The 13,413-nt window shown below is 47.5% G+C and carries 15 protein-coding genes; all 15 read left to right on the top strand.

Features of this window, described 5'->3' with window-relative positions; translation table 11 throughout:
* Positions 1 to 13: 13 nt before the first annotated feature.
* Positions 14 to 610: a phosphonate C-P lyase system protein PhnH gene (gene phnH, locus QMA04_RS01120; protein WP_290183668.1), complete on the top strand. Its 597-nt coding sequence runs from the start codon at positions 14 to 16 to the stop codon at positions 608 to 610.
* Positions 611 to 1,726, top strand: coding sequence for a carbon-phosphorus lyase complex subunit PhnI (locus QMA04_RS01125; protein WP_290183669.1), 1,116 nt, complete (start codon positions 611 to 613; stop codon positions 1,724 to 1,726).
* Entirely contained in the window at positions 1,716 to 2,582 is an 867-nt protein-coding gene (locus QMA04_RS01130; protein WP_290183670.1) for an alpha-D-ribose 1-methylphosphonate 5-phosphate C-P-lyase PhnJ, read from the top strand. Before QMA04_RS01125 ends, QMA04_RS01130 begins: the two co-directional genes overlap by 11 nt.
* Positions 2,575 to 3,414 (top strand): ATP-binding cassette domain-containing protein, encoded by an 840-nt coding sequence (locus QMA04_RS01135; protein WP_290183671.1) that lies wholly within the window; start codon positions 2,575 to 2,577, stop codon positions 3,412 to 3,414. Before QMA04_RS01130 ends, QMA04_RS01135 begins: the two co-directional genes overlap by 8 nt.
* A complete protein-coding gene (gene phnM, locus QMA04_RS01140; RefSeq protein ID WP_290183672.1) occupies positions 3,377 to 4,609 on the top strand; it encodes a phosphonate metabolism protein PhnM in 1,233 nt (410 codons plus the stop codon). The genes QMA04_RS01135 and phnM overlap by 38 nt, the downstream gene beginning before the upstream one ends.
* A gap of 184 nt (positions 4,610 to 4,793) precedes the next feature.
* Complete coding sequence (gene phnL / locus QMA04_RS01145) at positions 4,794 to 5,519, top strand: phosphonate C-P lyase system protein PhnL (protein WP_290183673.1); 726 nt, start codon at positions 4,794 to 4,796, stop codon at positions 5,517 to 5,519.
* Positions 5,509 to 6,324, top strand: coding sequence for a PHP domain-containing protein (locus tag QMA04_RS01150; protein WP_290184020.1), 816 nt, complete (start codon positions 5,509 to 5,511; stop codon positions 6,322 to 6,324). Before phnL ends, QMA04_RS01150 begins: the two co-directional genes overlap by 11 nt.
* A 103-nt stretch (positions 6,325 to 6,427) precedes the next feature.
* Complete coding sequence (locus QMA04_RS01155; protein WP_290183674.1) at positions 6,428 to 7,468, top strand: PhnD/SsuA/transferrin family substrate-binding protein; 1,041 nt, start codon at positions 6,428 to 6,430, stop codon at positions 7,466 to 7,468.
* A 68-nt stretch (positions 7,469 to 7,536) separates the two neighbouring features.
* A complete protein-coding gene (phnC, locus tag QMA04_RS01160; protein ID WP_290183675.1) occupies positions 7,537 to 8,319 on the top strand; it encodes a phosphonate ABC transporter ATP-binding protein in 783 nt (260 codons plus the stop codon).
* 12 nt (positions 8,320 to 8,331) lie between these two features.
* Entirely contained in the window at positions 8,332 to 9,120 is a 789-nt protein-coding gene (phnE, locus tag QMA04_RS01165; protein WP_290183676.1) for a phosphonate ABC transporter, permease protein PhnE, read from the top strand.
* Positions 9,120 to 9,965, top strand: coding sequence for a phosphonate ABC transporter, permease protein PhnE (gene phnE / locus QMA04_RS01170; RefSeq protein ID WP_290183677.1), 846 nt, complete (start codon positions 9,120 to 9,122; stop codon positions 9,963 to 9,965). Before phnE (QMA04_RS01165) ends, phnE (QMA04_RS01170) begins: the two co-directional genes overlap by 1 nt.
* A 102-nt stretch (positions 9,966 to 10,067) precedes the next feature.
* Positions 10,068 to 10,811 carry an SDR family NAD(P)-dependent oxidoreductase gene (locus tag QMA04_RS01175; protein ID WP_290183678.1) on the top strand — a complete coding sequence of 248 codons (744 nt, stop codon included), beginning with the start codon at positions 10,068 to 10,070 and terminating at the stop codon, positions 10,809 to 10,811.
* Between the two features lie 141 nt (positions 10,812 to 10,952).
* Positions 10,953 to 11,651, top strand: a complete 699-nt coding sequence (locus QMA04_RS01180; protein WP_290183679.1) for an aspartate/glutamate racemase family protein — start codon at positions 10,953 to 10,955, stop codon at positions 11,649 to 11,651.
* A gap of 275 nt (positions 11,652 to 11,926) precedes the next feature.
* Positions 11,927 to 12,637, top strand: coding sequence for a DUF5058 family protein (locus QMA04_RS01185; RefSeq protein ID WP_191714688.1), 711 nt, complete (start codon positions 11,927 to 11,929; stop codon positions 12,635 to 12,637).
* A 21-nt stretch (positions 12,638 to 12,658) separates the two neighbouring features.
* Positions 12,659 to 13,396, top strand: coding sequence for a small-conductance mechanosensitive channel (locus QMA04_RS01190; protein ID WP_290183680.1), 738 nt, complete (start codon positions 12,659 to 12,661; stop codon positions 13,394 to 13,396).
* Positions 13,397 to 13,413 lie beyond the last annotated feature (17 nt).

Below are 13,413 nucleotides of genomic sequence, written 5' to 3' on the forward strand. Positions count from 1 at the left end.
CAGGAGAGATGATATGGCGATTGATCAAATTCATGACTTGCAACAAGTTTACCGGAAACTACTACATAGTATGTCACGGCCAGGAACCATCTCGTCGATGGACCAAGAGAGCGGAAATGTGGATGTGGATTTTGAATGCGCCAATGCGTTGATGTTAAGCGCAATGACGCTGTTGGACGCGGAAGTCACTTTCCATGTTTTATCGGAAACCCGGCGGGATTTGATTGAGAAGATTTCAGAATACACTTCAGCCCGTCACACTCCATTGCAGCAAGCAGATTTCATTATTGTGCTGCAGGAAGACGAAGAGTCGAAAGTTTTAGAGGCCATGGCACAATGCAAAATAGGCAGCTTGATCGATCCACAGCAGTCCTCAACGTGGATCATCGAAACACCGGCTTTATCGAATACAGGCACATTGCTGCTGACAGGGCCGGGAATCGAAACAGAAGCCCGTTTGTCGACGGGTCAGCCGACTGGATTCTGGCAAGCCCGGAACAGCCGCATCAAAGAGTATCCGATGGGCATCGATATAATTTTTGCGGATGGTTCGTCTCAGATTGCTTGTCTGCCGAGAACGGTTACGGCAATTCCGATGGAGGTGGAATAAATGGGCTATGTTCCTGTTAAAGGCGGAACCCAGGCAATTGACGCTTCAATCATGCGCCTGACTTATGAACGTTTAAAAGGCCAAGAAATTTTAGAACTTGATACGATCCTGGCGACGATGGGCAGCCTGGTGGACCAGGTGATGTCGGAAAGCAGTCTGTATTCGCCGGAACTTGCGGCGTTGGCCATCAAACAAGGAGAAGGCAGCATGGAAGAGGCGGTTTTTCTGATGCGCGCGCACCGTTCAACGTTGCCGCGGCATTATTACAGTGAGACCGTCGAAGCGGAAATGATGCTGGTTGAACGGCGGATATCGGCAAGCTTCAAGGACATTCCAGGGGGCCAATTATTGGGGGCCACGTATGATTACACACACCGGCTATTGGATTTTGGATTATTGGAAGAAAGCCCGGAAACAAACCATGCATGGCTTCAGGAATACAAAAAGAGCCTTTCGGCTGTTCAAAGCTCAAAAGAAGTGGTTTATTTTCCGAAAGTTGTCGATTACCTGCGCAAGGAAGGTTTGTTTGAGACCTATGAGCCGGACGATGCACCTCCGACTGATGTCACCAAGCAAAGCCTTGAGTTTCCAACGACAAGAAGCGCCCGGCTGCAGGTGCTGACACGGGGACAGACAGGTGCGGTCACTTCATTCGGTTATGCATCGCTAAGAGGATACGGACAAGTACATCCCACTGTCGGTGAAGTCCGCGTAGGCAAAGTTCCGATTTACACCAGACATTCGAACGAGGTGGATCAGGATCCTGAAGATCAGTTTTATGTCGGCGAAATCCGGCTGACGGAAGTGGAGTCCTTTGTACCGGTAAGCAAAAAGAATGATGAAAATGAAGATGCACTGGATTTTGAAATCGGTTATGGCGTCTGTTACGGGCAAAACGAAACAAAAGCAATCGCCATGAGCATCCTGGACCAATGTTTGGAACATCCGAATTCGACATTTCCGACCCACGATGAAGAATTTGTCTTATTGCACATCGATTCAGTGGAATCCAGCGGTTTTATTTCCCACTTGAAACTCCCACATTACGTTACGTTCCAGTCGAAGCTGGACAGTATCCGCCAAGTAAAGAAAGGAGTGGCAGAAATTGAAAGCTAAAAAGCATTTTGCATTTTTTGATGAAGGATCCAAGAAAGAGATTCGGCGGGCTACACTAAAAGCCGTCGCTATTCCAGGCTACCAAGTGCCCTTCGCTTCACGGGAAATGCCGATTGCACGCGGCTGGGGAACAGGCGGCTTGCAGCTGACCCTTTCATTGATCGGCAAAACAGATGTGCTGAAAGTCATCGACCAAGGTGCCGATGAATCGGTCAATGCGGTCAGCATCAAAAAATTGGTCCAGGAAACAACGGGTGTCCAGCTCACGGATCAAACCGAAGAGGCGGATTTGATCCAATCACGCCACCGCATTCCGGAAACACCTATGACCAAAGATCAGATTCTGGTCCTTCAAGTTCCCATGCCCGAACCTTTGCGTCCTGTTGAAGCGCGTGAATACATGACCAAACGTATGCATGCAGAAGACGATTACAGCGGTGCCTGGCTGATGCTGTTCGAGCAGATCGTCAAATACGGTAAAACAGCGACTGCTGCGGATCATCCGGTCTACGTCAATGGGCGCTATGTGATGGCACCAAGCCCGATACCGCGGTTTGATAATCCAAGAATGCATCATTCAGAAGCGCTGATTCTGCTGGGGGCGGGACGCGAGAAAAAAATCTATGCCGTTCCACCTTATACAAAGGTCGAATCGTTGGCTTTTGAAGACTATCCGTTTGCTGTCGAATCGTTTGAAGGCAAGGAATGCCGATTGTGCGGTTCGGCCCATGTCTTTTTGGATGAATTGGTTGACTCTGAAACAGGGGAGACCGTCTATCAATGCAACGATACCAGTTATTGCATGGAGCAATTGAACAGCAAGGAGAAAGCTGAGGTGGAGAGCAGCTATGCATGAAGAACCGATTTTGAAAGTACGCAACTTGCGCAAGCAATTCGGACCCGGCTGTAGTCATTGTGTGAGTTTGGAGTCTGATCGATTGGAGAAAAACTATTGCACGGTATGCGGAACGGTTTATGCGGTTCGTGATGTGTCACTTGATTTATATCCCGGTGAAATACTGGGAATTGTCGGAGAAAGTGGCAGCGGCAAATCCACATTGATGCAATGCCTATACTTCGACACTGACGTTGCGTCAGGAGAAGCGTATATCCAGACACCGGCTCTAACGGGACAGAATGTCTTTGAGTTGTCTTCGCAGCAAAAGCGCTCGATCCGCAACCACGAGTATGGAATGGTGTATCAAAATCCGGTACAGGGCTTGAAGATGAATTTTTCCTCCGTGGGGAATATCGCGGAAAAGCTCATTGCAGCAGGCAACCGGAATGTCGGCGATATGGAAGCAACAAGCAAAAGGCTGCTGGAAAACGTCCATATTCCATTGCATCGCATGAAAGAAGAGCCTCGCAATTTTTCAGGCGGCATGCAGCAGCGTGTCCAAATAGCTAAGGCGTTATCAAATAACCCACCCATCCTGTTTTTGGATGAAGTGACGACTGGCCTTGATTTATCGGTTCAGGCAAATGTTCTGGATCTGATCAAACGAATTCAGCGAGAGCTTGGCATCAGCATGATTGTGGTATCGCACGACTTGGCGGTGATCCGCATGCTGGCTGACCGTACTGTGGTCATGCTGAATGGCGAAATCATCGAACAGGGCTTGACTGACCAGGTATTAGAAGACCCACAACATGCGTACACGCAACAGCTTGTGTACTCATTACTCTAGGAGGAGCGATACTTTGTATATTATCCATAATGGCAAAATCATAACCGAGCAATCAATAGCCGAGGGATACGCAGTCGTAGTGGAAGGGGAAATCATCCAGTCGCTCATTCCAGAAGAACAGGTAGCGGATTATCCGGATGCTGTCCTGATCGATGCCAACGGCGGCTATATCTCTCCGGGATTTATCGACATCCATTCCGATTACATTGAAACCATCGCTTCTCCGCGTCCGACCAGCATGATGAATTTTGATATCAGTTTGCGTGAAGCGGAAAAGATTCTTATCAGCCACGGCATCACGACGATGTTCCACTCACTGTCATTCTACAAGGAAGATGTTTTTTCCCATAAACCGATGCGCAATCCGCATAATATCCAGCGCATGGTGGACGCCATTGAAGCAACGCATAACCGTCTGCACTTGATCCGCCACCGGCTGCATGCCCGTTTTGAAATCGACAATATCGATGAAGTCGATCAATTGGTCCAAAATATTGAAGACGGCAAAGTGCATCTGTTGTCATTTATGGACCATACACCCGGACAAGGGCAATACCGTAACTTGGAAGTCTATCGCGAGACGTTGAAAGGCTACCGGGAAATTTCGGATGACGACGTCAATGTCCTCATTGCAGAGCGGCAAAGCACCGAATGCCTCGCTGCGGAAAAGATCAAAGAAGTAGCGGATATTGCTTTGGCTCGCGGAATTGCTGTCGCTTCACATGATGACGACGATATAAAGAAACTGGATGTGGTGAAAAGCTTCGGCACCACCATCAGTGAATTTCCCATCACGCTCGAAGTCGCCATCAAAGCGAAAGAACTGGGGATCTTTACAATCGCGGGAGCTCCCAATGTGATGTTGGGTGGCTCACATTCCGGCAATCTATCAGCTGCAGAAGCCGTCAGCCACGGCTGTATGGACATTCTGTGCAGCGATTACTACCCGCCTGCTTTGCTTCATGCCGTCTTCGATCTGCATGAAAAATACGGCAATGACCTGCATGCGATGTTCATGATGGTCACGTTGAATCCGGCAAAAGCAGTGAAAATGGATAACGAACTGGGTTCCATCAAGCCCGGGAAAAGAGCCGATCTCCTGGTAATTGAACGCATGGATGACGGCTATCCGATGCTGACGGCGACAATGGTCAATGGAGCTTTGATCACCACAACCAACTATCGAGTTAAATAAGAAAAGCGGAAGCACCCGTGTAGCTTTGCCGGGCATAAGACGATCTGGCGAAGCGGCGTGTATTCAGCCGCACAGGCAGAGTGGCTTATGACCCAAAAAGCTGGGTGCTGGAGTCTGGACAAAGAAAAGCGGAAGCACCCGCGTAGTTTTACTGGGTGTAGGATGATTGGAAGGGGTTAATACAATGACGATGCTGGAAATAGCGGGCTTCGAGAAGCGGTTTACCATTCACCATCTAAACAAAACCATGCCAGCCATAAAAGACATCAGTTTTTCTTTAGAGGCAGGTGAATTTATTGGTGTCGTCGGAAAAAGCGGCAGCGGAAAATCGACGATCCTGAAAAGCATCTATCGTACCTATCTGCCCGATCATGGGAAGATTCTTTACGATTCTGCGGCGTTCGGAGTCGTGGATCTGTCACATATAACAGAACGCCAAATGCTGCATTTGCGGAAATACGAAATCGGTTATGTGTCCCAATTTTTAAATGTGATGCCGCGGACGACCTGCCGCCAATTGGTGACCAACGCTTTATTGGAGATGGGTTCGACGGAAATTGTGGCTGCCAAAGAAGCAGAAAAAGCACTGGCCCATTTTGAAATCGATCCGCAATTGTGGGACAGTTACCCGAATACATTTTCAGGCGGCGAAAAACTGCGTCTGAATATTGCGATGGCGACTGTTAAAAAACCGAGGCTGTTGCTTCTTGATGAACCGACGGCGAGTCTGGATCATCAGTCCAAACTGAAAGTCCGTGAAATTATTGAAAAACTGAAGGCAGAAGGCACAACGCTTGTCGGAATTTTTCATGACATCGAGTTTATGGAAGGGCTTTGCGATAAAGTGTACGACATGCAGACGAGAACGTTGACCGTTGCCGAAAAAGTGGGTGTTGGCGCTGAAAGCTGACCTACATGTCCATAGCCGATATTCAGATGGAGCGGACTCGGTGGAGAGTGTCATCAAAAAAGCGAAAAAAGCGGGATTAAAGGCCATCAGCTTTGTCGATCATGACACTGTAGCGGGGTGGCAGGAACAGCAAGAAATTGCTGAAACCTATGGCATCCAGGCGATACCGGGAATTGAAATTTCAGCTTATGATTTCAAGCGACAGCGGAAAGTGCACATCCTTGGCTATGATTTCAATACGGAAGCACCTGCGATTACCCGCTTGTGCAAAGACCTGCTGGAACTTCGCCACCGCCATTCACTTTGGCAGATGGCCCAAATTAAAAAAACAGGATTCCACCTTGATGCCAAATTGGTGATCGAGTCGGCTAAACCGTCAGCCACTGTCTATAAGCAGCACATTATGGCCCAATTGACGGATGCGCCTTATACGTCCGAAGAATATCAATTCCTTTATAGAAGTTTATTCAAAGGGAATGGTGTCGCAGCAGGCGATATTGAGTACGTGGCTGCTGAAGATGCGGTACGGGCCATTGTCGCTGACGGCGGCCTGGCTGTTGTGGCGCATCCTGGACAACTTGATTCCTATGAGCTGGTACCGGAATTGATTGGAGCGGGATTGGGCGGGATTGAACGCAACCATTTCGACCATTCGGCAGAAGATTATCTGAAAGTGGAAAAGCTGGCCCATCAATATGGGCTGGTGATGACCGGTGGCAGCGACTATCACGGAGCTTTCGGCATCACGATAGAGCCGGGAGATATCGTCAGTCCGGAGGATGTAAACAGCGTTAAGAGACTGTGAAGTTCCTGTAAATTTCAGTATTTCGCCTCGGAATTGTGTTGTAATGGTACTGACAAAGCAGGGTCTCCTGCTCATTCCAGTTAGACAAAAAGGAGAATCGACCATGACAAAGAAAAGTTCAGCATTGGCAGTGTTAATGGGGGCAACTTTATTATTGGGTGCTTGTTCGGATGGAAGCGCGGAAGCGGGAAAAACAGAAGTCGATGATGTGATTAAAGTGGTTTGGTACCCAAATGAATCAGGATCGGACATGACCTCTTCCCGTGATGAGATTGGAGCAGCCATCGAAAAAGCCACCGGCAAAGAAGTCGAGCACCAATTGACGACGGATTACGCCATTGCGATTGAAACTTTGGTCAATAACAATGCAGATATGGCATTTATGGGAGCGCAGGGCTATATTGAGGCAAAAAACGGTAACGATGCGATTGAGCCATTGGTGGTACCGACAGGCGAATCGGGAACACTCGATGACGCCATTTACCACAGCTGGTTGGCCGTCAATGTCGACGATCAGGAAAAATTCAAAAAAGACGGCGAATTCTCACTTGATACATTGGAACAGAAAAAAATGTCGTTTGTCTCCAATAGCTCCACATCCGGGTTTGTCGTTCCTTCTTCGACCATTATCAGCCACTTTGCTGAACAATCCGGCTATGAGGATCTGGTCGCAGAAGACTTAATGGAAGGCGGTCCATTATTCTCTCAAGTATTATTCGGAAACTCGCATCAAGGTGCGGCTGTCAATCTGCTGAATGACAGCGCAGAAGTAGCAGCATTCTGTGATACCTGCGTTGATAACTATGTGGAAGTCACCGAAGGCGAAGCCAATAAAGTAGGTTCAGTCTATAAAGTCAAAGACGATGCAGCTGAACCGTTTAATTCTGTGGCAGGCAGCGAGTTTGCATTGATGGCTGTTACGCCTGTCCTGAATGCACCCTTTGTAGCCAATATGGAAGTGCTTGGCCAGGAAGATTATGATGCTTTGGTAGAATTATTCACTTCGGATGAAATTGCGAATAACAAAGAAATTTTTGTTCCTGAAGATTCGGGTGAGCCAGGACTGTTCTTCAAATCGGGAGATGAGCGTTTTGCTCCAGTCGAAGATGCTTGGTTCGAGCCTATTCGTGAACTATCGAAATAATCCCCGCAGATGATGGCGCGTTCCTTTCCAAAGGGAATGTGCCGTCTGGCGAAAAGGAGATGGCGAATGTGTCTTTACTGCAAATCAAAGATCTCGGAAAGTCTTATAATTCGAATTCGAAAGTGTTGGATGGATTGAATTTCGAAGTGAAATCGGGTGAATTTCTGTCAATCATCGGACCTTCCGGCGCCGGGAAATCAACGCTTCTCCGCTGCATCAATCGGATGGTGGAAATTGATGAAGGTCACATTATCTTCAATGGCCAGGATGTTGGTGGATTAAATAAAAAAGAATTACGGAAGTTGCGTACAAACATCGGAATGATTTTTCAGCATTACAATCTGGTGCCTCGTTTGTCAGTAATTGAAAACGTCCTGCATGGCCGCTTCGGCTACAAAACTACATTTCAAGGGATTATGGGGCGCTATACGGAACAGGAAAAAGAGCATGCCTTTTTCCTTTTGAAAAAGCTGGGCATCGAAGAACATGCCTATAAACGCTGCGATCAGCTGAGCGGCGGGCAGCAGCAACGTGTCGGCATTGCACGTTCGTTGATTCAGGAGCCGAAAATCGTTTTATGTGATGAGCCGATTGCGTCGCTTGACCCCAACGCTTCAAAAGTGATTATGGACCACCTGAAATCCATCACCCAAGAGCTTGGCATCACCTGCATCGTTAACTTGCACCAAGTGGACATTGCCAAAGACTACTCGGATCGAATTATCGGTTTGAACAAAGGCGGCATCGTTTTCGACGGACCGAGTTACCGGCTGCATCGGAACCAGACCGACCAGATTTACGGCACAGAGGCGCAAGCAACCCCGGAAATCAGAGAATTGATCATGGTTTAAGGAGCAATTACAGTGAATGAGAAAAAAATGAAAGCCAGCCGGAAATGGCAGACCCTCTTTTTTGTGCTGTTGATTATCGGAATGACGCTTAGTTCTTCTGCCATCACCGGATTCAACATTTTCCACGGCCTTGCCACCTTGCCAAAAGCCGGCACGTGGATGTTCTCGAATTTATTGATCAACCAAGAGTCATTGGAACGCCTGCCGACGATTTTGGAAAAATTGCTTGAAACGATCCTCATGTCAATTGCAGCAACCACAACGGGGACAGCCGTTGCTTTTCTCTTAAGCCTGATGGGGTCGAAAACCACGGGAACCAGTAAAGTTTTCGGTGTATTGGCCAGATTTGTCGCCTCGGCGTCAAGAAATATCCCTGTTGTGGCTTGGGCATTGATTCTCTTGTTGTCATTCGGCCAGAATTCGATGACGGGTTACCTGGCTTTATTCGTGGGATCTGTCGGATTTTTAACAAGAGCGTTTATCGAATCGATAGACGAAGCAAGCCAAAGCTCTGTTGAAGCGCTGCGTGCAACAGGGGCTACATACTTCCAGATCATCTTCAAGGCTGTAGTTCCGCAATGCCTGCCGCAGATGATCAGCTGGATTTTGTTTATGATCGAAACCAATATCCGGAGTGCCACGTTAGTCGGAATCTTAACGGGCACCGGCATCGGTTATGCCTTTGATCTGTATTACAAAACCATGAATTACAATGCTGTTGCTCTCGTTACCTTCAGCATCATACTGGCGGTTATTGTCATCGAGCTGATGTCGAACCATATTAGGAAGGTGATCATTTAATGGAAGCAAGCAGCTACATAAAACGCGAAGCCAATGGCCGTATAGCTATCAAAATGGGTAACCGGCAGGAACGTGTCATGACATGGACAGTCACCATGCTCGTCGCTTTGACAGTTCTGGCTTTCCTGTTCTTTGATTATACCGGGCTTGATTTGGCTAAAGCGATTCCCGAAACTTTCTATAACCTGAAGACGATGTTCTTGGAACCCGCCCTTTCCCATTTCACTTGGGGACAGGCCTTTTACCAGGTAGGGGTTACATTGGGCTTGGCATTTTTATCGACAATCCTTGGAGCGGGAATCGCTTTTTTCCTGGCACTGATGGCAGCATCAAATTTATCGAAAGCCTGGATTTCGAAGACAGTGCGAATCGTCGTGGCTTTCATCCGAGCAGTTCCTACTGTTCTTTGGGTGCTGATTTTCGCCATTGCAGCGGGGTTAGGCAGTGAAGCGGCGGTGCTGGGCATGCTGTTCCATTCCATCGCTTACCTGGTTAAAGCATTTTCAGAGGCATTTGAAGAAGTGGATCAGGGCATCATTGAAGCGTTGCGTGCAACAGGAGCAAATTGGTGGCATATTGTTGTGCACGCCGTTTTGCCATCGACCTTCACCTATCTGTTGTCCTGGACTTTTCTCCGGTTCGAAATCAATTTTTCAGTTGCAGTGGCAATGGGTGCGGCAGCAGGGGCAGGAGGTATTGGATTTGAATTATTCATGGCTTCCGGTTTCTATTTCGATTTACGCGAAGTGGGAATGATTACTTATATGATATTGATTTTCGCCATTGTTCTGGAATTCCTTTCGACCAAAATGAAGGACCGCTATTTCCCGGCGACAATGAAGTAAAGACAGAGGTTCTGCTGATGCACCCTAATAGATGTTGTAATATTCAGACCACTGGGGTTTAATAAGAGTGAACATTTTTTTCAACACAAGGGGGCAAAACAGATGGAATTGACAGGGAAAACGGCAATTGTTACAGGTGGAGCATCCGGCATTGGTTTGGCGACAGCGAAAGCGTTTCTTGAAAAAGGGGCAAAAGTCGTCATCGCGGATTTCAATGAGGAAGGCGGTAAGCAAGCTGAGCAGCAACTGAAGCAAGGAGATGCTGAAGTGGTCTTCGTCAAAGTGGATGTGGCCAGCGAGGAATCGGTTGAACAATTGATAGCTGGAACAGTCGAACGTTACGGAAGAGTTGACATCATGGTCAACAATGCCGGTGTTGGCGTCTTGGGTGTGACGCATGAGCTGACGTACGAGGATTACCATAAAGTAATTTCCATCAACCAGGATGGGGTCTTTTTCGGTGCCAAGCACGCCATCAAGAACATGCTGGAAAATGGGGATGGCGGCGTCATCATCAACACATCTTCGATTCTTGGAACTGTTGGAGAAGGCGGTGCTTTTGCCTATAACGCAACGAAAGGCGCGGTCAACCTAATGACCAAATCATTGGCTTTGCAATATGCTGAACATAACATCCGCGTCAATGCCGTGGCGCCGGGCTATGTGGAGTCAGGCATGGTCAGCAAAGAAGCATTGGGTGATTTTTACGATGCGTTGGTTGCTAAACATCCTGTCGGCAGACTGGGTCAGCCGGATGAAATTGCCCATGCAATCGTCTTCCTGGTGGAAAATGAATTTGTTACAGGCAGTACATTAATGGTCGATGGCGGATACACCGCTCAATAAAATGGACGATAGGAGAGCTGCAGACTGCAGCTCTTTTTTTATAGACGTTTTACTTTTTCTGAAGAGGGAAATTTTAAGCAAGGATGTCTTTAAATGAAATTCATCATCATGATAGAAAAAAGAATAATCAGGAGGGGCGGCATGAAAAAACTTGGCATGATTGGTGGTACGGGACCCGAGTCGACGGTTGATTATTACCAATCCATTATCAGTAGATTCCAGGAAGACACAGGCAGCAAGGAAAGCCTGCCGGAATTATTGATTTACAGTATCAACATGTACAAAATATTTGATCTGCTCCAAAACAATCAGGAAGAAGAACTGGCGGAATATTTGGCTGCCGCGGTGTTGAGCCTGGAAAGGGCTGGAGCGGACTTCGCGGTCATTTCAGCCAATACACCGCATATCGTTTTCGATAAGGTCCAGCAAAAAGTGAACATTCCGATGATCAGCATTGTGGAAGAAAGCTACCGGACAGCCCATCAGCTGGAAATTCATAAGATTGGCTTGCTGGGAACCAAATTTACCATGGAAAATGATTTTTTCAAAGAACCATTCATGGCGAACGGAAAAGAGATTTTTGTGCCGAATGAAGAAGACCAACAGTTTATCCATGAAAAAATTGTTAAGGAACTGGAACAGGGAATCGTCAATGAGGAAACGAAGAAGGAATTTCTGGTTATTGCTGAGCGGATGATCGAACAACATGACATTGAAGGGCTGATTCTTGGCTGTACTGAGCTTCCAATGATCTTTAAACCGCAGGATCTGGATATTCCACAATTGAATACAGTAGAGATTCACGTTGCTAAAATCGTCGACATGATTACAGCAGATTGAAGAGCCTAAAAAGAAAAGGGACTTTCCTCCGGGAAAGTCCCTTTTCCCGTTTTTCCAATGAGAAAATAAAAAAAAAACCGGAAATTCTGTAACCCCTTTCTTTATGATAACACCAGCTATTTTTCCCAAAACCCTTGGCACAGCACGCAAATTTTGCCATTGCCCATACAAAATAGAATGTATATAGTGGACCATATGAACCGAATACGGAAGATTTAGACAAATTCTTTTTTCGGTGGTCTACAGACTAATTAAACGGCAGAGAGGGTGTACGGATGAGCAAAGTTATGGAAACAGCCAACAGTTTACCGCTTTGGATTATTGCAGGATTGGTGGTCAGCATTGTTATTTTTCAAGCCATCACGTTTATCAGGTTGGCTTCACGGACAGCTTCAACTGTCGGGATGAACAAGCTCGAAGTTAAGACAGCCCTCAGAACAGGTGCCATCAGTTCCCTTGGACCTTCTTTCGCTATTTTGATCGTCGCTATTTCCTTGCTGACACTGATCGGCAATCCGGTCACCTTGATGCGCATCGGCATCATCGGTTCAGCGCCGGTTGAAACAATCGGGGCGACAGTGGGAGCACAGGCAGCAGGATCTGACCTCGGATCAGCAGAGTTCACCCATCAAGCCTTCACCAACGCAGTATGGGTCATGTGCCTGGGTGGAGTCGGCTGGCTTTTAGTAACCGCGCTGTTCACTAAATCGCTCAGCAAAGCTCAAGCGAAAATTGCCGACAATGGCCAGAAAAGCGTGACGCTGTTAAAGGTGATTTCAACAGCTGCTTTACTGGGCGCTTTCAGTTACCTGGGAACGACACAAGTAATCAAAGGGATGAACGAAGCGATGGTGTTTCTTGCTGCATTTGCAGTCATGCCGCTCATCCTTTGGTGCGCTGCCAGATTCAAGCTGAACTGGCTCAGGGAATGGTCGCTCGGCTTGATTATCCTTGTGGGAATTTCAGTCGGTTATTTCATATCCTAAAAAGAAAAGAGGAGACGGCGTATGACCTTGAATAAGGAAGTGCAAAATGAAACACTGGAACAGGGACTTGAAGGGCTTAGAGAGACAGCAGGAGTCAAGACCATCAGTTTCGAGAAATTCCATGACCGTTCCCATTTTTGGGGAAGGCTGACCATTTGGGCAGTTATCGTCCTTTCCCTGGCATTGCCGTTATACTTATCCTATGGCCTGGGTTTTCATCCGGGCTGGTCGGCGATATTGTCAGGTTTTCTGGCCTATGCCGCAGTCGTAGGGGTTTTATGGTTTGTTGAACCGATCAGCTATTACCCGATTTTAGGGATTTCCGGCACCTACTTAGCCTTTCTGACAGGGAATATCGGCAATATGTGTTTGCCGGCAGCTTCTATCGCCCAATCAGCCGTAGGCGTAGAACCAGGTACGAAAAAAGGTGAACTGACGGCTACACTTGCCATGGCAGCTGCATCAATCGTCAACATCGTCATGCTGCTGTTCATCGTACTGGGCGGCTCATATGTCGTCACTTTATTGCCGCAGTCGGTTGTGGATTCGCTGGTATTCGTCTTGCCGGCGATTTTCGGAGGGCTTATTGCGCAACTGGCTATGCAAAAGCCATTGTGGGGAGTGATCGGCATCGCTTTGGCGTTGGCCGTCAATCTGGGACCGGTACCGACTTCATTGAAAGCCTTCTGCTGTATTTTCGGCCTGGTGATTATCTGCCTGCTGCTGGAAAAACTGAAACAGACCAAAGAAATCGCTTGAATACATCAACAAGGAGG

The sequence above is a fragment of the Planococcus sp. APC 3900 genome, from assembly GCF_030407735.1.
Taxonomy (GTDB): domain Bacteria; phylum Bacillota; class Bacilli; order Bacillales_A; family Planococcaceae; genus Planococcus; species Planococcus notacanthi.

What these genes read in the sequence shown, in the direction of transcription:
- phnH (WP_290183668.1), top strand. Translation starts at nt 14, where the DNA reads ATGGCGATTGATCAAATTCATGACTTGCAACAAGTTTACCGGAAACTA.
- QMA04_RS01125 (WP_290183669.1), top strand. Translation starts at nt 611, where the DNA reads ATGGGCTATGTTCCTGTTAAAGGCGGAACCCAGGCAATTGACGCTTCA.
- QMA04_RS01135 (WP_290183671.1), top strand. Translation starts at nt 2,575, where the DNA reads ATGCATGAAGAACCGATTTTGAAAGTACGCAACTTGCGCAAGCAATTC.
- phnM (WP_290183672.1), top strand. Translation starts at nt 3,377, where the DNA reads ATGCGTACACGCAACAGCTTGTGTACTCATTACTCTAGGAGGAGCGAT.
- phnL (WP_290183673.1), top strand. Translation starts at nt 4,794, where the DNA reads ATGACGATGCTGGAAATAGCGGGCTTCGAGAAGCGGTTTACCATTCAC.
- QMA04_RS01155 (WP_290183674.1), top strand. Translation starts at nt 6,428, where the DNA reads ATGACAAAGAAAAGTTCAGCATTGGCAGTGTTAATGGGGGCAACTTTA.
- phnE (WP_290183677.1), top strand. Translation starts at nt 9,120, where the DNA reads ATGGAAGCAAGCAGCTACATAAAACGCGAAGCCAATGGCCGTATAGCT.
- QMA04_RS01175 (WP_290183678.1), top strand. Translation starts at nt 10,068, where the DNA reads ATGGAATTGACAGGGAAAACGGCAATTGTTACAGGTGGAGCATCCGGC.
- QMA04_RS01180 (WP_290183679.1), top strand. Translation starts at nt 10,953, where the DNA reads ATGAAAAAACTTGGCATGATTGGTGGTACGGGACCCGAGTCGACGGTT.
- QMA04_RS01185 (WP_191714688.1), top strand. Translation starts at nt 11,927, where the DNA reads ATGAGCAAAGTTATGGAAACAGCCAACAGTTTACCGCTTTGGATTATT.
- QMA04_RS01190 (WP_290183680.1), top strand. Translation starts at nt 12,659, where the DNA reads ATGACCTTGAATAAGGAAGTGCAAAATGAAACACTGGAACAGGGACTT.